This is a genomic window from Bartonella sp. AU55XJBT, assembly GCF_028618525.1.
The window spans coordinates 110,106-127,405 of the sequence record NZ_JAQITC010000004.1 but is presented as its reverse complement, the minus strand read 5'-3'; the positions used below and the strand labels follow the sequence as shown (position 1 = coordinate 127,405).

15 protein-coding genes are annotated in these 17,300 nt (G+C 38.3%); 8 read left to right on the top strand and 7 right to left on the bottom strand.

Annotation, left to right across the window (positions count from 1 at the left end):
- Window positions 1–124: 124 nt before the first annotated feature.
- The 4 genes from ugpB (at window position 125) to PVV70_RS03340 (ending at window position 4,350) form a co-directional block, all read left to right on the top strand.
- Window positions 125–1,459, top strand: coding sequence for a sn-glycerol-3-phosphate ABC transporter substrate-binding protein UgpB (gene ugpB / locus PVV70_RS03355; protein ID WP_273757882.1), 1,335 nt, complete (start codon window positions 125–127; stop codon window positions 1,457–1,459).
- A gap of 95 nt (window positions 1,460–1,554) precedes the next feature.
- On the top strand, window positions 1,555–2,439 hold the full coding sequence (gene ugpA, locus PVV70_RS03350; RefSeq protein WP_273757881.1) for a sn-glycerol-3-phosphate ABC transporter permease UgpA: 885 nt from the start codon (window positions 1,555–1,557) through the stop codon (window positions 2,437–2,439).
- Between the two features lie 10 nt (window positions 2,440–2,449).
- The gene (ugpE, locus tag PVV70_RS03345) at window positions 2,450–3,301 is read left to right on the top strand and encodes a sn-glycerol-3-phosphate ABC transporter permease UgpE (protein ID WP_273757880.1); all 852 of its coding nucleotides are present in this window, start codon (window positions 2,450–2,452) and stop codon (window positions 3,299–3,301) included.
- 2 nt (window positions 3,302–3,303) lie between these two features.
- On the top strand, window positions 3,304–4,350 hold the full coding sequence (locus PVV70_RS03340) for a sn-glycerol-3-phosphate import ATP-binding protein UgpC (protein ID WP_273757879.1): 1,047 nt from the start codon (window positions 3,304–3,306) through the stop codon (window positions 4,348–4,350).
- Between the two features lie 549 nt (window positions 4,351–4,899).
- Here PVV70_RS03340 and PVV70_RS03335 read toward each other — a convergent pair.
- From PVV70_RS03335 to PVV70_RS03325, 3 genes are read right to left on the bottom strand one after another with little or no spacing between them, the layout of a single operon-like run.
- Complete coding sequence (locus tag PVV70_RS03335; protein ID WP_273757878.1) at window positions 4,900–5,820, bottom strand: metal ABC transporter solute-binding protein, Zn/Mn family; 921 nt, start codon at window positions 5,818–5,820, stop codon at window positions 4,900–4,902.
- 9 nt (window positions 5,821–5,829) lie between these two features.
- Window positions 5,830–6,699 carry a metal ABC transporter permease gene (locus PVV70_RS03330; protein ID WP_273757877.1) on the bottom strand — a complete coding sequence of 290 codons (870 nt, stop codon included), beginning with the start codon at window positions 6,697–6,699 and terminating at the stop codon, window positions 5,830–5,832.
- 3 nt (window positions 6,700–6,702) lie between these two features.
- A complete protein-coding gene (locus tag PVV70_RS03325; protein ID WP_273757876.1) occupies window positions 6,703–7,455 on the bottom strand; it encodes an ABC transporter ATP-binding protein in 753 nt (250 codons plus the stop codon).
- Window positions 7,456–8,137: 682 nt separating this feature from the next.
- Here PVV70_RS03325 and nrdH point away from each other — a divergent pair.
- From nrdH to nrdF, 4 genes are read left to right on the top strand one after another with little or no spacing between them, the layout of a single operon-like run.
- Window positions 8,138–8,362, top strand: coding sequence for a glutaredoxin-like protein NrdH (gene nrdH / locus PVV70_RS03320; protein ID WP_273718175.1), 225 nt, complete (start codon window positions 8,138–8,140; stop codon window positions 8,360–8,362).
- Window positions 8,362–8,760: a class Ib ribonucleoside-diphosphate reductase assembly flavoprotein NrdI gene (gene nrdI / locus PVV70_RS03315; RefSeq protein WP_273757875.1), complete on the top strand. Its 399-nt coding sequence runs from the start codon at window positions 8,362–8,364 to the stop codon at window positions 8,758–8,760. The genes nrdH and nrdI overlap by 1 nt, the downstream gene beginning before the upstream one ends.
- Entirely contained in the window at window positions 8,742–10,892 is a 2,151-nt protein-coding gene (gene nrdE / locus PVV70_RS03310) for a class 1b ribonucleoside-diphosphate reductase subunit alpha (protein ID WP_273757874.1), read from the top strand. Before nrdI ends, nrdE begins: the two co-directional genes overlap by 19 nt.
- A gap of 11 nt (window positions 10,893–10,903) precedes the next feature.
- Window positions 10,904–11,878, top strand: a complete 975-nt coding sequence (nrdF, locus tag PVV70_RS03305; protein ID WP_273757873.1) for a class 1b ribonucleoside-diphosphate reductase subunit beta — start codon at window positions 10,904–10,906, stop codon at window positions 11,876–11,878.
- On the opposite strand, the gene prmC is transcribed toward nrdF, so the two are convergent.
- The 4 genes from prmC to secA all read right to left on the bottom strand — a co-directional run bounded on the left by prmC (window position 11,875) and on the right by secA (window position 17,188).
- Window positions 11,875–12,741, bottom strand: a complete 867-nt coding sequence (prmC, locus tag PVV70_RS03300; RefSeq protein WP_273757872.1) for a peptide chain release factor N(5)-glutamine methyltransferase — start codon at window positions 12,739–12,741, stop codon at window positions 11,875–11,877. The two genes, nrdF and prmC, sit on opposite strands and share 4 nt — an antisense overlap.
- Window positions 12,738–13,814 carry a peptide chain release factor 1 gene (gene prfA / locus PVV70_RS03295; protein ID WP_273757871.1) on the bottom strand — a complete coding sequence of 359 codons (1,077 nt, stop codon included), beginning with the start codon at window positions 13,812–13,814 and terminating at the stop codon, window positions 12,738–12,740. The genes prmC and prfA overlap by 4 nt, the downstream gene beginning before the upstream one ends.
- Before the next feature lie 220 nt (window positions 13,815–14,034).
- Window positions 14,035–14,532: a Fur family transcriptional regulator gene (locus PVV70_RS03290; RefSeq protein WP_273757870.1), complete on the bottom strand. Its 498-nt coding sequence runs from the start codon at window positions 14,530–14,532 to the stop codon at window positions 14,035–14,037.
- Window positions 14,471–17,188: a preprotein translocase subunit SecA gene (gene secA, locus PVV70_RS03285; RefSeq protein WP_273757869.1), complete on the bottom strand. Its 2,718-nt coding sequence runs from the start codon at window positions 17,186–17,188 to the stop codon at window positions 14,471–14,473. Before secA ends, PVV70_RS03290 begins: the two co-directional genes overlap by 62 nt.
- Window positions 17,189–17,300: the final 112 nt, after the last annotated feature.

The window sequence follows — 17,300 nt, the reverse complement described above, 5'->3', positions numbered from 1 at the left end:
CTTTTGGTGGTTCCTGTTTAAATGAGAGGGTGTATTTCTGAAATAAAATTGTCATAGCATGTTCATGTGTAATACTATAAATTCAGGGGTAGTTTGTATTTCATCACTTCAGAAAGGGTGAACCATGAGTCGTTTTTATCTTTTCATAGCGGCTACGGTTGCTATCATAATGTCCACAGCTGGAATAACAGCAAGTTCTGCGCAGACGAAAATCAGCTTTTGGCATTCTATGAGTGGTGAATTAGGAAAGCAAACTGAAAGTCTCATTAACGATTTTAATGCAAGCCAATCTGAGTATAAAGTTGTGCCTTCATTTCGCGGCGAGTATGAGGAGGGTTTGGTCGCACTTATTGCAGCGTTTCGTGGAAAGAAACAGCCCGTTCTTGCCCAAATTTATGACGTTGGTACTGGAACTATGATGGCAGCAAAAGGCGCGATCTATCCATTTTATCAACTTATGGCTGATACAAAACAAGAATTCGATCCTACAGATTATTTTCCTGCTATTAGCGGTTATTACTCGGATGAACAGGGGCATATAATCTCTATGCCATTCAATATTTCAACACCAATCCTTTATTACAACAAAGATATCTTTAAAAAAGCAGGACTTGATCCAGAACAGCCCCCTAAAACATGGCAAGATATAGAAGATTTTTCTAAAAAAATTCTTGAGACTAAAGCGGCAACATGCGGTTTTACCATGGCTTATGCAGCTCAATGGATTGGTATAGAAAATTTTTCAGCCTTGCATAATGTTCCTTTTGGAACGAAGCAAAATGGCTTTAAAGGATTTGATTCAGAGCTTACATTTAACGGGCCTTTACAAGTACGAATGTGGACAGACCTGAAAAGGTGGTCTGATCAAGGTATTTTCCGCTATGGTGGTCCTGCAGGCGCATTAGATTCAACACCAATGTTTATGGCACAAAACTGTGCAATTTTTATGCAATCTTCAGGATCACATGCTGGAATTGTTTCTGAAGCTCAGTTTAATGTGGGTGTTGGTATGTTACCGTATTATAAGGATGCAGAAGGTGCACCACAAAATTCAGTTATTGGGGGAGCTTCTATTTGGGCGTTTAAGGGGCATACTCCAAAGGAATATGCTGGAGCAGCAGCTTTTCTTAAATTTCTTTCAAAAACAGAAAATCAAGCAAAATGGCATCAAGGAACAGGTTATCTTCCAACGACAAAAGCGACTTATGAATTGAGCAAAAAACAACATTTCTATGAAAAAACGCCAGGGGCTGATATCGCTATAAAACAGATCAATCTTAATCCACCAACAGTTAACTCGAAAGGAATAAGATTTGGTAATTTACCACAAATCCGTACCATTCTTGATCAAGAGTTGGAAGCTGTTCTTAGTGGTTCAAAAACACCGAAAGATGGCTTAGATGAGACCGTTGAACGTGGAAATAAACTCTTGCGTGAATTTGAAAAATCCAATCATTAATTTCGTTTTTTTGTTAAACATTAAAGACTCAACAAAAGTAGTTGAGTCCTTTTTGTTTATCTTTTTAAAGTCTCTACATTTAAAGAGCCCTGCGAATGCAAGAAAAACATGCATATTTTAAAAATAGTCTCCTTTCTTACGGATTGCTTTTTCCTCAACTCCTTGTGACTTTTTTGTTTTTCTTTTGGCCTGCTGCTCAAGCCATAAAATCCTCCTTTGAGCGTGAAGACCCTTTTGGCTTTACAACAACCTTTATTGGTTTTGAAAATTATCTAACTGTTCTTTCTGATCCTACTTATCTGCAATCACTTTTTACAACAGCGGTATTTTCTATTTCAGTTACTGTCGCTTCAATGACCATATCACTTCTTTTGGCTGTCTGTGTTGATCGTGTGATCTGTGCAAAAAAAGCTTATACAATGCTTTTGCTCTGGCCCTATGCTGTTGCTCCAGTATTGGCAGGTATATTATGGTTGTTTATCTTTCATCCTACCATTGGGATTATTCCTTTTCTTCTTGAGAAAATAGGGGTGCTATGGAATTATCGTATTAATGGCACTCAAGCGATGATTCTGATTGTCATTGCTGCTAGCTGGAAACAAATTTCTTACAATTTTCTTTTTTTTCTTACAGCTCTTCAGTCCGTTCCGCGTTCTCAAATAGAAGCAGCCGCCATTGATGGTGCTGGTCCCTTTAAACGATTTTGGACTGTGGTCTTTCCGCAAATTTCACCAACGACATTTTTTCTTCTTATCGTCAATATCAATTATGTTATGTTTGATACTTTTGGTATTATTGACAACACAACTTCTGGAGGCCCAGCGCGCGCAACGAGCATTCTCGTCTATAAAGTATACGACGATGGCTTTAGAAATCAAATAATCGGTACATCAGCAGCACAATCAACAATATTGATGTTGATGGTTATTGTCTTAACGTTTATCCAGTTTCGCTGGATTGAGCGTCGTGTACAATATTAGGAAACAAATTATGGTTGAAAATCGCCCTCTTTTGAAATTTTTAACGCATATTACTCTCATTGTTGGTATTATCATTATTTGTTTTCCAGTTTATGTTGCTATTATTGCATCAACCCACAGTTCAGCAGCATTTAATTCGGGAACACTGCCTCTTTTACCTGGGGAATATGCTCTGGAAAACTATAAAACAATTTTTGGTGATGGCCTTGCGCAGCTTGGTCTCCCTAACCTCTGGCCACTCTTACTGAATTCACTCATTATGGCTCTAGGGATTAGCATTGGAAAAATTATTATTTCACTATTGTCTGCTTATGCAATTGTTTACATGCGTTTTCCCTTCCGAAAAACTGCTTTTATTCTTATTTTTGTTACGTTGATGCTGCCTGTTGAAGTTCGTATTCTTCCAACCTATGCGGTTGTTGCAAAATTGGGGATGATTGACACTTATAGTGGAATGATTATCCCCCTGATTGCATCCGCAACCGCTACATTTTTATTTCGCCAGTTTTTTTTGACTGTTCCTGATGAACTCTTAGAGGCAGCACGTGTTGATGGCGCAGGACCATTTAAATTTTTTAAGGATATTCTCCTTCCTCTCAGCAAAAGTAATATCGCTGCTTTATTTATCATTATGTTCATTTATGGATGGATACAATATCTCTGGCCTCTTATCATCACAACGGATCAAAATCATCAAACAATTCTTATTATTTTAAAACAGCTTATTGTCGAATCACTACAACATGATCCTCAATGGAATATCCTCATGGCAGTATCGGTTGTTGCCATGGTACCGCCTGTTCTTGTTGTTATCTTCATGCAGCGGCTTTTTATCAAAGGCCTTATTGAAACGGAGAAGTAATTGTGGCCATAATCCAGTTATCAAATATAAAAAAACGATATGACAACGGCATTCTGGTCATTGATGACTTAAATTTAACTGTTGCTGATAAAGAGCTTCTTGTCCTTGTTGGTCCTTCAGGATGCGGAAAATCAACTTTGTTGCGTATTATTGCAGGACTTGAGCAAGTTACCTCAGGTGAACTGTGTATTGATAACGAACGGATCAATGATCGTGAACCAGCTGATCGTGATATTGCGATGGTTTTTCAAAATTATGCTCTTTATCCTCATATGACAGTTCGCGGAAACCTAGAATATGGTCTTAAAAATCGTAAAACTCCGAAAGAAGAAATAAAAAAACGCATTGCACATGCTGCAAAGCTTTTGGAGATAGAACAATTTCTTGATCGTAAACCACGACAATTATCAGGGGGACAACGTCAGCGTGTTGCAATGGGGCGTGTGATTGTACGTCAACCCCGTGTTTTTCTCTTTGATGAACCTCTTTCAAACCTAGATGCAAAATTACGGGCACAAATGTGTATTGAGATAAAAACGCTACAGCGTTCATTAGGAACAACCAGCCTCTATGTTACCCATGATCAACTAGAAGCCATGACATTAGCTGATAGAATAGTCGTTTTAAATAAAGGAGCTATCGAACAAATTGGAACACCAATGGAAATTTATGACACTCCAGCAACCACATTTGTTGCTGATTTTATTGGTTCTCCTCCTATGAATTTTCTTGATCGTCATGTCCTAGAACAACATTTAGGGCATTCATTTTCTTACAGCGAAGAAACGAATCTTTTAGCTTTTAGACCTGAAGTAATCTTATTAGGCGAGCACCCCGATAAAGGACCTGTCTTTCACACAAAAATTGAGCTTATCAAGCCGATCGGAACAGGTTGCCATGTTTTAACACGTTGGAATGATATCATTTTTACGATTGAAATAAAAGAACGCTTGACGCACGACTATGGTCAAAAACTAAGTTTTACTGTCACTCACCAAGATTTTCATACCTTTAACAAAAATACTGGAAAGCGCACAAGGAATAAGTAAACATTAATTGATGTGATAGGACTTTCTTTCATACGGCGTCATGATAATGTTGTGTTTTGGCTTTCTCGATTATATTCACAAAATCAGAATGTAACCGTTGAAATTAAAAAAATTAAAAGTTTTATAATGACCCACTGTCACATGATACCGAGAATGTCGAAACACTCATATGAATAAATTTTTATCTTTTTAGGCTCTATAAGAAGAACATTATTGTAAACATAATAAAGTTCTTTTCATTGAAATGAATAGCCATAACAATTTATGAACCGTATTTTTGCTGATTTAGAAAAGTGTTTTGTTCATAAAAAACAGTGTCTTATCATCATCTTTTCTGATGAGATAATTGATACGTTTTATAAAGGATAAATAAGAAAAATAAAGAGAGAAAATTATTCTCAAATGTTGGCATTAAGTCCCCATATCTTAGCTTTGATCGCTGATATAAAAAGTCCATTTTATCTATAAAAACAGGACGGTATTCTGAGTATTTTGTACAAAAATAGCTACGTTCTACTTAACAGCAATAGATTGATTTATAATGATAATTTACTGTTTTGTGATGGCATCAATGATGGTATTCACATTATGCTCCATCATATCGAGATAAGTTGCGGCAGGGCCATTTTCGTTTGACAACGCATCAGAATAAAGGGTTCCACCAATTTTTAAACCTGTTTCTTTTGAAATTTGTTTTATGAGACGGGGATTAGAGATATTTTCAACGAATAATGCTGCGGCCTTATTCGCTTTAATTTGTTTGATAAGTTCAGCAACATCAGCTGCGGTTGCTTCAGCTTCTGTTGAAGCGCTTTGGGGTGCAAGGATAGTGAAACCATATTCTTTGGCAAAATAGCCAAAAGCATCATGAGATGTGATAATGATACGTTTATCTTTAGGGATGGTAGCAATTTTTGTTTTTAGGGTATCTTGTGCCATTTTAAGCTTTTTGATGTAGATTTCGGCATTTTTATTGTAGCGCGTACAAGATTGTGGATCAATTTTACAAAAAGCAGCAGCGATATTATTCACATAGATTTCGACATTGGGAATTGTTTGCCAAGCGTGTGGATCAATAATGCTGTGATGGTGGTGATGGGCACCATGTTCTTGATTTTTCATTTTGAGGGGGGGAATGTTAGCGCTAACCTCGACAAGAAGTGCTTTTGTACCGCTTGCTGTAATGAGGCGGTCAATGAACCCCTCTAAATGAAGTCCATTGATAAAAATAATCTGAGCGTTTCTAAGAGCTTGAGCATCATGAGGAGTAGGTTCATAAGTGTGGGTATTTGCATTGGGTCCTACAAAAGTGGTCATAGAGATATTGTCGCCTCCTACATTTTTTACGAGATCTGCAAGAATAGAAAAGCTTGCAACAACTTTTATTTTATTGTGTGCAGAAGCAGAAAAGGGAGAAAGGGCAAACAATAAAACACCAAGCAGAACAAATTTTTGAGTAAACTTAGGCATAGTTTTTCCTTAAAGTGAGGAAGTATAAAAGAGGTGGGGAAACCATGTTACAATAAAACCTCGTGGACTTATGAGGCAGGAAATAAGGTAAATAAATCCTGCGGCAATGATGATAGCAGGGCCAGAGGGAAGTGAGAGATGAAAAGAAAGTAGAAGACCACATACGCTAGAAATGATTCCAAAAAGAGTGGAAAGCACGCAAATAGGGCCTAAGCGTGAAAACCAAAAACGGGCTGTAATCGCTGGAATCATCATAATGCCAACGGAAAGTAATGTTCCTAGTGATTGAAAGCCCCCAACCAGATTCAACACCACAAGTCCTAGCAATGAAATATGGATATATTTACTCAATGGAGAGAGTGATTTAAAAAAGAGGGGGTCAAAGCTTTCTAAGACGAGCGCACGCCAGAAAATAAAAAGGCTGCAGAGTGTGATCAGCATTATGATGGTGATCAACCAAAGAGCTTGTGTGTCAATTGCAAGAACCGATCCGAATAAGAGATGAAGCAGTTCAATAGTTGAATCTTTCAGTGAGATAATAATGACACCTGCTGCGAGTGCAATAAGATAAAAGACGGTCATAGATGCATCTTCTTTCTGAAAGCTATTTCGTGAAATTAAAACGGTTGCTAAAGCAACGATAATGCCAGCGAAAATACCACCAAGTGTCATAGATATGAGGGAAAAGCCGCAAATAAGAAAAGCAGTTGCAACACCGGGAAGAATGGCATGAGAGATAGCATCTCCTGTCAAACTCATTCCACGGAGCATCAAAAAGACACCAACAGGACAAGCGCTCATAGAGAGAAGAATAGAGCCAATAAGGGCATTTTGCATAAAGTGGAAATCAACAAAGGGGGCAAGGAAAAATGCATACACGTCTTATAACCTAAGAAAGAGAGAATCATTAATAGGAAGGAGGAGCTTTCGTGCACTAATACACAAAGGGTTAGCGGTGAGAGGGGGCATAATGTGATGAATGGTGTTGTCGAGAAACTGTGTTGTTTCTCCATAAAAGGCGTTTTGTTGATTAATTTGAATCATTTGAGGAAAAAATTCTTGCACGACGAGAGGGTCATGGAGTGCTGTGAGAACTGTGCGCCCTTGCTGTTTCCAGTACGTGATCAGTGCAAGAAGGTCTTTTTGGGTATTGCGATCGATACCATTGAAAGGTTCGTCAAGCAAGATAATATCGGCATCTTGTACAATGATACGTGCAAAAAGGGCGCGTTGTAATTGCCCACCTGATAATGTTTCAAGCGAACGGGTGGCAAGTTCTGTGAGCCCAACCATTTCAAGCGCATTCTGAATCTTAGAATCATAAGGGCGCTGGTTTTTCCATAATCCACAAAAAGACCATAGTCCTGTTTTTACAAGTGTTTTCACATCAATTGGAAATGTTTGGTCTATATCACATTGCTGAGCAAGATAAGCAATGCGGCTTTTTTTGGGTTTTATAATTTTTCCTTTAAGAGGTTTAATCAATCCGGCAATGGCTTTGAGCAATGTTGATTTTCCAGCACCGTTATCACCTGTTATTGCGACCAAGGAACCCGCTTTTAACTTTGCTGAAAAACCCTTGATCGCTATTCTATTCCCATAGCCTAATGTTGTCTTTTTAAAGTTCAGATCCATAACTTATACCATCTTTGCTTATTATTTTGGAAACTATGTAATAATATAACGTTTGTCAATAAAATGTTATATTATTACATAATTTTGAGTGTTGAATATTTTAGTGGGAAGATCGTGGACAATTCAAAATAATGGTTGAATTCTCCTTGACGAAAGAGAGAGAGTATATACTATATATAGTATCAAAATGATTGGTGATTCTAAATAGGCACAAGAGAGGGTGTTAGTGTGTTTCGTTTGGTATCTAAGTTATTTCCAATGTTATCGTATAAAGTTTGTTGAGCAAGGGTATAGCGATATTCTTGCTGAAGTGTCTTTTTTGGAAGGATTTCCTTTCGTTTTTGTAATTGATTTTTGCCGTGAAAGAGTAAAAACAGAACTCTTGAAAACGGTGGTTTAGAACGTTAGTTTTTTAGACAGCAGGAGGGAATTGTTTGCCAAGCAAAAGATTGTTTTACAACTGGGGGACCCCATTTAAGTTGTAGAATAATCGCTTATTCTCATCATAGTCTTTGAAGTCATTTGATGAGAGGTTCTGTTATGTTCAGAAAGCTGTGTGCTCTTTGAAAATAATCACACGTTTTGCATACAATTTCTGTTGTTTGTTATTCTTGAGTACCTATAAAATTATTAGATTGACTCTTTTAGGGTTGATTGTTTTGAATTGTGAAAGTTGAAGAAAATGTCGATCACTATTTATAGCAAACCATCTTGTGTTCAATGTGATGCTACACGCCGCGCTTTTGATGCAAAAGGCATTCATTATCGTGTTGTTGATATTTCCTCTGATGAACAAGCATACAGTTTTGTTCAATCTCTGGGGTATCGTCAGGTTCCTGTCGTTGTTTGTGGTGAGAATCATTGGTCTGGTTTTAGACCAGATATGATTAGTGGTCTTTGTGCTTAATGGGGCTTATTGTTTATTATTCGAGTGCAACGGGTAATACAGAACATTTTGTCTCGCAACTTGGTCAACGACTCTTCAAAATTGATAAAAGAAAGCCCTCTGCATTCGTTGGTGAACCTTATGTACTGGTTGTCCCTACGTATGCAGATGGAGAAGGAAGAGGGGCGGTGCCGAAAGCCGTTATTCGTTTTCTTAATGAAGCTGAGAACCGCAAGTTAATTCGTGGTGTCATTGGCGGTGGGAATCGTAATTTTGGTCGCTATTATAATTTAGCCAGTAAGATCATAGCTGAAAAATGTTGTGTACCTTGCCTTTATCGTTTTGAGCTGCGTGGAACTGATGAAGACGTTATTTGTGTAAAAAAGGGATTGGAAAGATTTTGGAAACAATTGGGATAGAACAGTCGCAGAAATCCGATCAGATTACGGATTATCATGCGCTGAATGCAATGCTTAATCTTTATGATGAAAATGGCCATATCCAATTTGATATGGATCGGCTTGCAGCACGGCAATATTTTCTTCAGCATGTTAATCAAAATACAGTTTTTTTTCATAACCTGAAGGAAAAAATAGATTACTTAATAGAGGAAGGTTATTATGAAAAAGCCTTATTTGAGCTTTATGATTTCTCTTTTATTAAAAAGCTTTTTAAACGCGCTTATGCATTTAAATTTCGTTTTCCTACCTTTCTAGGTGCATTTAAGTACTATACCAGTTATACGCTAAAGACTTTTGATGGGAAGCGTTATCTTGAACGGTATGAAGACCGCATCTGTCTTGTGGCTTTATATTTGGCACAAGGGAATAAAGCTCTTGCTGAAAGTTTTGTGGATGAGATTATTACAGGGCGTTTTCAACCAGCAACGCCAACATTTTTAAATGCTGGAAAAAAACAACGAGGTGAATTGGTTTCGTGTTTTTTGCTCCGTGTTGAAGATAATATGGAATCGATAGGCCGTGCGGTTAATTCTGCTTTACAGCTTTCAAAACGCGGTGGAGGTGTGGCACTTTGTTTAACAAATTTGCGGGAAGCTGGAGCGCCAATTAAGCAAATAGAAAATCAATCGTCCGGTGTTTTACCAGTGATGAAACTTTTGGAAGATTCTTTTTCTTATGCCAATCAGCTTGGGGCCCGGCAGGGAGCTGGAGCTGTTTATTTGCATGCACATCATTTAGATATTATGAAATTTTTGGATACAAAGCGTGAAAATGCCGATGAAAAAGTTAGAATCAAAACGCTTTCTCTTGGTGTAGTTATTCCTGATATTACTTTTGAGCTTGCTCGGAATAATGAGGATATGTATCTCTTCTCATCTTATGATATTGAGCGTGTGACAGGTAAACCCTTTAGCGATATTTCTTTAACGGAGCATTATCGCTCTTTTGTTGATAATGCAAAGATTCGGAAGAAGAAAATAAGTGCACGCGTTTTTTTTCAGACATTAGCGGAAATTCAATTTGAATCTGGTTATCCTTATATTTTATTTGAGGACACTGCTAATCGATCCAATCCGATTTCTGGACGCATAAGTATGAGCAATTTATGTTCAGAAATTTTGCAGGTGAGTGAGGCAAGTGAACTGGAGACAGATTTAACCTATCGCACGATTGGAAGTGATATATCTTGTAATCTTGGGTCAATGAATATTGCTAAAGCCATGGAAAGTCCTGATTTCGGACAGACGGTGGAATCTGCTGTCCGCGCTCTTACTGCGGTTTCGGATATGAGTAATATTGCTTGCGTGCCTTCCATTGCGAAAGGCAATGCTGAAAGTCATGCGATTGGTTTGGGACAGATGAATTTGCATGGGTTTCTAGCGCGTGAGCAGATCTATTATGGGTCTCCAGAAGCGATTGATTTTACCAATATCTATTTTTATATTGTGACATATCATGCCATACGGGTTTCCAATTTAATTGCCCGCGAACGTCAAGAAATGTTTGCAGGGTTTGAAAAATCAGCTTATGCTGATGGACGTTTTTTCGAAAAATATATTGAAAAAGAATGGAAACCGCAATTTGCGCTTGTACAAGAGCTTTTTGCACGGAATAATATTGCCATCCCAGATCACAAGGATTGGCAGGAACTCAAGAAACGCGTTATTGAGTATGGGCTTTATAACCGCAATTTGCAGGCAGTTCCCCCTACGGGATCTATTTCCTACATTAATCATGCCACTTCTTCTATTCATCCAATTGCTTCAAAAATTGAAATTCGCAAAGAGGGAAAAATTGGGCGCGTTTATTATCCCGCTCCTTATATGGATAATACAAATTTGGATTTTTACCAAGATGCTTATGAGATTGGTCCTGAAAAAATTATAGATACCTATGCTGCTGCGACACAGCATGTTGATCAAGGTCTTTCATTAACACTATTTTTTCCGGATACCGCTACCACACGTGATATTAACCGCGCACAAATTTATGCCTGGAAAAAGGGTATAAAGAGTATTTACTACGTGCGGCTGCGACAAGTCGCATTGAGTGGAACAGAAGTTGATGGTTGTGTTTCGTGCAGCTTATAGGAGGTCATCATATGACAAAGATTACAACCAAAAATCCTATTGTGTCTGCTGTTAATTGGAACAGATTACACGATGAGAAAGATCTTGAAGTATGGAACCGCTTAACTGGAAATTTTTGGTTGCCTGAGAAGGTTCCACTTTCCAATGATATTCCCTCATGGTCAAGCTTAACGGATGAAGAACGTCAATTGACGATTCGTGTTTTTACAGGATTAACACTTCTAGATACCATTCAAAATACGGTAGGGGCTATTTCATTGCTTGCTGATGCGATAACAGAGCATGAAGAGGCGGTTTTGACGAATATTGCGTTCATGGAAGCCGTTCATGCACGTTCTTATTCCTCTATTTTTTCAACCCTTTGTTCGACGGTAGAAGTTGATGATGCATTTAGATGGTCAGAAGAAAATAGTCATTTGCAGAAAAAGGCTAGGTTAGTTCTTGAGCGTTATGAAGCAAATGATCCACTCAAGAAAAAAATTGCTTCGACTTTGCTGGAAAGCTTTTTATTTTATTCTGGTTTTTATTTGCCCATGTATTGGGCTAGTCGTGCTAAATTGACCAATACAGCAGATCTCATTCGGCTGATCATTCGTGATGAAGCGGTCCATGGTTATTATATAGGCTATAAATTCCAATTGGGCTATGCAAAGCTTGATGAAGCTAAAAGACAAGAAATTAAAGATTTTGCTTTTAACTTGCTCTTTGATCTTTATAACATTGAGTGCAAATATACTGAAGATCTTTATGATACCCTTGGATTGACGGAAGATGTAAAAATTTTTCTCCATTATAATGCCAACAAGGCTTTAATGAATTTAGGTTTTGAAGCTCTTTTCCCTCCTGAGGTTTGTCGTGTTAATCCTGCTATTTTAGCGGCTTTATCACCAAACTCTGATGAGAATCATGACTTTTTTTCAGGGGCTGGTTCCTCCTATGTCATTGGCAAGGCGGTTGCGACCACGGATGATGATTGGGAATTCTAAGGCTTGCACGCAAATAGAAGTGCGCGGGGTATCCCACTGAGGTCTTTGCGCATTTCTAAACATTGAAAACCATTTTTTTTAAATAAATCGCAGACGTCTTTTTCTTGAGAATAACCAATTTCAACAGCAATAGTGCCGTTTTCTTTTAAGTAGTTGGTTGATTCATGGGCAAGCTTTCGATAAAAATCAAGCCCATCTTTTCCACCAATAAGAGCACGCAATGGATCATATAAGCGCACTTCTTTTGCAAGTGTTTTGATATCTTTTGCGGGAATATAGGGTGGATTGGAAACAATGAAATCAAAGCGATCTGTGACAGAATCAAACCAATCGCTAAGAAGAGGTGTGAAGCGATGTATGACGTCAGCATTTTTTGCATTTTTTGTAGCCGTTTTAAGGGCATCTTCAGAAATATCGACGGCTACTGTATAGGCTTGGGGAATTTGTTTAAGAATAGCAATGGCAATAGCACCACTTCCTGTTCCCATATCCAGGAATGTTATTTTTCTCGAATTTTCGACCTGTTTTTTGAGGAAAGGGAGAACAAGATCGATGAGCGTTTCTGTATCCGGACGAGGCTCTAACGTCTCTTGAGACAACGCGAAAGATATACCATAAAATTCTCTCATCCCTATAATACGATAGACAGGTTCTCCCGCAATACGGCGTTTTACAGCTTGTTCTATTTGTATAATGTGCTCAGAAGACAGTTGTATATCTGGTTTAGAAATTCTTGTCGCAGCATTTATTCCTGTTATCCATTCGACGAGTATTTTCGCATCGAGATCGGCTTCCAAAATTCCTTTTGTGCGCAATCTTTCTTGCGTTTGTTGGATGACATTCTTGAAAGAATATTTGCTCAATTATTATCCATTTCCATCAGGAGTGTTGTTTGATGATCTGAAATGATTGCATGAACAAGCTCATCAAGATCTCCTTCCAAAATTCGATCAAGTTTATAAAGGGTTAGATTAATACGGTGATCCGTGACGCGTCCTTGTGGAAAATTATAGGTACGAATACGCTCAGAGCGATCACCGGAACCAACTTGGTTTTTACGAGAAGCTGAACGTTCATTTTCCACTTTTTGTCGTTCGATATCGAACAAACGTGCCCGTAAAATTTGAAGGGCTCTTGCTCGGTTTTGATGTTGTGATTTTTCTGCTTGTACGACCATAATTCCTGTTGGAATATGCGTGATACGAACAGCTGAATCCGTTGTATTGACATGCTGTCCTCCTGCACCAGAGGCTCGCATGGTATCAATACGAATATCTTCAGGACGAATATTAATATCAATTTCTTCAGCTTCTGGAAGCACTGCAACAGTAGCAGCAGAGGTATGGATACGTCCTCCGGTCTCTGTTTCAGGGATGCGTTGCACACGATGGACACCTGATTCATATTTCAATTTAGAAAAGACACCTTTCCCTGAAATGCTCGCAATAATCTCTTTATATCCACCAACTTCCCCCTCACTGAGTGAAATAACCTCTACTTTCCAATGGTGAGCATGAGCATAACGTTCATACATACGGAAAAGATCACCGGAAAAAAGTGCTGCCTCTGATCCACCTGTTCCTGCTCGAATTTCAATAATAGCGCTTTTTTCATCAGCAACATCTTTAGGTAAAAGCAGAATCTGGAGTTCTTGCTCAAGTTGTTGCATTTTCTGAGATAATAATGGGAGTTCTTCTTGGGCAAGATGACGCATTTCTATATCTGTTTGTTTATCGTTGATAATCGTTTCTAATTCTGTAATCTCCCCAGAAAGAGCATTTAATGCGCGTATAGAGGCAATAACGGGTTGTAGTTCTGCATATTCAGAAGCTAATTTGACGTATGTCTCAGCATTTGGATTGGTTGTCATTTGGCTTTCAATTATTTCAAAGCGCTTTTCAAGTTGTTTTATGCGATCTTGTGGCAAAGAAACCATGATAATATTGGCCTAATTTTTCATAATACAATTTTTTATAATATTTTATTGCAATGCTTTTTTTGTTAGAACACTGGCAACGACTTACCGTAATATAGCATCATACAAAAAGGGGTAATAAAGTAGAAAAACTTTTTTGCCAATGAAAACTATTCTATTTTCAAGGCAAATTTTTATAAAACCCGATTTATCTGAGATATCTTCATCTCATGATATAGCATCATTTCTTTAAGAGTTTTTTTCCGTAAAGTTCAAGACGATGATGAATAATATCATAGCCAAGGGATTTTGCAATTTCCTCTTGCAATTTTTCAATAATATCAGAATGAAATTCAATAACTTGTCCTGTTTCTATATCAATGAGATGATCATGATGTTGGCCATCGGCTTGCTCAAAACGAGATGGACCACCACTAAAGGTATGACGGTGAATTGTTCCATTTCCTTCTAATGTTTTCATGGTTCGATAAACCGTTGAGAGCGAAATACTCGAATCTATTTTGTTTGCACGTTGAAAAATTTCAAATGCATTGGGATGATCATTTGTATCAGCTAAAATATCAAGAATAACACGCCGTTGGCGCGTTACTCTTAAACCAGCTGCGCGCAATTCTTGCTCATAGTTTCGCTTTTTATTCATTTTCATTGTTTGCTTTTCAAACAAAGGATCCATGACAATGTTTGTATTTTTTCTCTGAACCGCAAGGACAGCGTTCATTGCGTCCAACTTTCCCCCATGTGGTTACATCGTTGGGGTCACGGTCTTGTGGATTAACAAACCTATTTTCTTGTGATCGTGCCCATAAGGTGGGACCATTTTCTTGGTTCTGATCATTAAAGACAGAAGAATCAGAACTAGTTTGCTCAGGCATAGTCGGTTCGGTAGGTTGTTGAATAATTTCAAAGCGCATAAGTTTAGAAGTGACAATTCGGCGCAAATTTTTCAACATACTTTGAAAGAGTTCAAAAGATTCTGTTTTATACTCATTGAGTGGATCTCGCTGCGCATAACCACGAAAACCAACAACAGAACGCAAATGGTCTAAACTCACAAGATGTTCACGCCATAACGTGTCAATAGTTTCGAGCAACACTGCTTTGTGAAAATAAGCCATAACCTCTGGAGAGTAGCGTTCAGTGCGCTCATTTTCAAGTTTTGTAACAGCATCCAAGATACGCTCTAAAATTTGTTCTTCGGCAATTCCATCTTCTTTTGCCCATTCTTCCACAGGCAGCTCAAGATTAAAGAGTTGTTGAAGCTCTTCTTCGAGAGCTTTTACATCCCATTTTTCAGAATATGTCCCAGAAGGAATATAAGTCTCTACAAGATCTTCCACGACTTCATTGCGCATTTCATGAATCATTTCTGATAAATCATCTGCGTTCATGACCTCCATACGCTGTTCAAAAATAACCTTGCGTTGATCATTCATAACATCATCATATTTTAACAGATTTTTACGAATTTCAAAGTTCCGTGCTTCGACCTTTTTTTGTGCTTTTTCAAGGGCTTTATTAATCCACGGATGGATAATAGCTTCATTTTCTTTCAATCCAAGTTTTTGCAGCATGCTATCCATACGGTCGGAGCCGAAGATACGCATAAGATCATCTTGAAGAGAAAGAAAGAATTTTGAGCGACCAGGATCACCTTGACGACCAGAACGCCCACGAAGCTGATTATCAATACGACGGCTTTCATGGCGTTCAGTTGCAATAACGTAAAGTCCCCCAGCGGCTAAAGCTTCTTCTTTAAGTTGTTTGACATCTTTTTTGATTTCTTCAATTTTAGCTGTCCGCTCTGGTCCTTCGGGGGTATCCTGTAATTCTTGTCGGATGCGCATTTCAACATTCCCACCAAGCTGTATATCCGTACCACGTCCTGCCATGTTGGTTGCGATGGTAAGAGCGCCAGGAACGCCTGCTTGCGCAATGATGTATGCTTCTTGCTCGTGATAGCGAGCATTTAAGACTCTAAAATCGGTAATACCCTCTTTTCGCAAACGTTCTGCCAATTGTTCTGACTTTTCAATAGAAGTTGTTCCAACAAGAATAGGTTGTTTTTTTTCGTGCGCTTGACGAATATTATGCACAATCGCCCGATATTTTTCTTCTGCTGTTCGATAAATTTCATCATCTTCGTCAAGACGTTGTACCGGTAAATTGGTCGGGACTTCGACAACGTCAAGACCATAAATATTTCTGAACTCTTCGGCTTCTGTTGTTGCAGTTCCAGTCATTCCAGATAATTTTCTATACATGCGGAAATAATTTTGGAAAGTGATGGAAGCAAGTGTCTGATTTTCTGGTTGAATAGCAACATGCTCTTTAGCTTCCAACGCTTGATGAAGCCCCTCAGAATAACGTCGTCCAGGCATCATTCTGCCTGTAAATTCATCAATGATCACAATTTCATCATTGCGAACAATGTAATCTTTATCGCGAACAAAGAGTTTATGGGCTTTTAGAGCATTATTAACATGATGAACGATAGCGACATTTTCTATGTCATAAAGACCTTCACCCTTAAGATACCCAGCTTGTTCGAGCATTTTTTCAATTTTTTCAGTACCAACTTCGGTAAAGGTCGTTGTTTTTTGTTTTTCGTCTATTTCATAGTCTTCCGGCGTTAAGGCAGGAATAAATGTATCAATAAGGTTATAAAAGTCCGTACGATCTTCTAGAGGACCAGAAATAATAAGGGGTGTACGCGCTTCATCAATAAGGATAGAATCCACTTCATCAACAATTGCATAGTGATGCCCACGTTGAACCATTTGACTATGATCAAAAGCCATATTATCACGCAAATAATCAAAGCCTAGTTCATTATTTGTCGCATAGGTGATGTCACATGCATAGGCTGCTCTACGAGCATCGCTATCAAGATCATGAAGAATCACACCCGTTGTAAGCCCTAGAAAACTAAAAATTTTTCCCATTGTTTCAGCATCACGACTGGCGAGATAATCGTTTACCGTCACAACATGAACGCCTTTACCTTCCAATGCATTGAGATAAATTGGTAGAGTAGCCATTAATGTTTTACCTTCACCGGTACGCATTTCAGCTATGCCACAATTGTGAAGGACCATTCCACCAATAAGTTGTACGTCAAAAGGACGCATATCATAAACACGTTTTGCGGCTTCACGAACCGTTGCAAACGCTTCTGGTAAGAGTAAATCAACACTTTCACCTTCACTAAGACGTTTACGAAAGACTTCTGTCTTTTGACAAAGCTGCTCATCGCTTAATTTTACAAATTGTTCTTCCAAAGCATTAATTTGTGCAACTTTTTGGCGGAGTGCTTTGAGACGTTTCTCATGAGCTGAACCAAAAAATTTACGTGCAAAAACACCTAAACTGACCATCTCTGGCCCTTTCTTTTAATTGTTGTCACTCTTATTGGGAAATTCATATGATCTCCCCATGTTCCACATTTTCTTTAAGTTTTCTGATATCATGAAATGCAGATGGTACCAT

Excerpts from the sequence above, each read along its gene's own strand:
- ugpB (WP_273757882.1), top strand. The coding sequence starts at position 125 with ATGAGTCGTTTTTATCTTTTCATAGCGGCTACGGTTGCTATCATAATG.
- ugpA (WP_273757881.1), top strand. The coding sequence starts at position 1,555 with ATGCAAGAAAAACATGCATATTTTAAAAATAGTCTCCTTTCTTACGGA.
- ugpE (WP_273757880.1), top strand. The coding sequence starts at position 2,450 with ATGGTTGAAAATCGCCCTCTTTTGAAATTTTTAACGCATATTACTCTC.
- PVV70_RS03335 (WP_273757878.1), bottom strand. The coding sequence starts at position 5,820 with ATGCCTAAGTTTACTCAAAAATTTGTTCTGCTTGGTGTTTTATTGTTT.
- PVV70_RS03325 (WP_273757876.1), bottom strand. The coding sequence starts at position 7,455 with ATGGATCTGAACTTTAAAAAGACAACATTAGGCTATGGGAATAGAATA.
- nrdH (WP_273718175.1), top strand. The coding sequence starts at position 8,138 with ATGTCGATCACTATTTATAGCAAACCATCTTGTGTTCAATGTGATGCT.
- nrdI (WP_273757875.1), top strand. The coding sequence starts at position 8,362 with ATGGGGCTTATTGTTTATTATTCGAGTGCAACGGGTAATACAGAACAT.
- nrdF (WP_273757873.1), top strand. The coding sequence starts at position 10,904 with ATGACAAAGATTACAACCAAAAATCCTATTGTGTCTGCTGTTAATTGG.
- prfA (WP_273757871.1), bottom strand. The coding sequence starts at position 13,814 with ATGGTTTCTTTGCCACAAGATCGCATAAAACAACTTGAAAAGCGCTTT.
- PVV70_RS03290 (WP_273757870.1), bottom strand. The coding sequence starts at position 14,532 with ATGAACGCTGTCCTTGCGGTTCAGAGAAAAAATACAAACATTGTCATG.
- secA (WP_273757869.1), bottom strand. The coding sequence starts at position 17,188 with ATGGTCAGTTTAGGTGTTTTTGCACGTAAATTTTTTGGTTCAGCTCAT.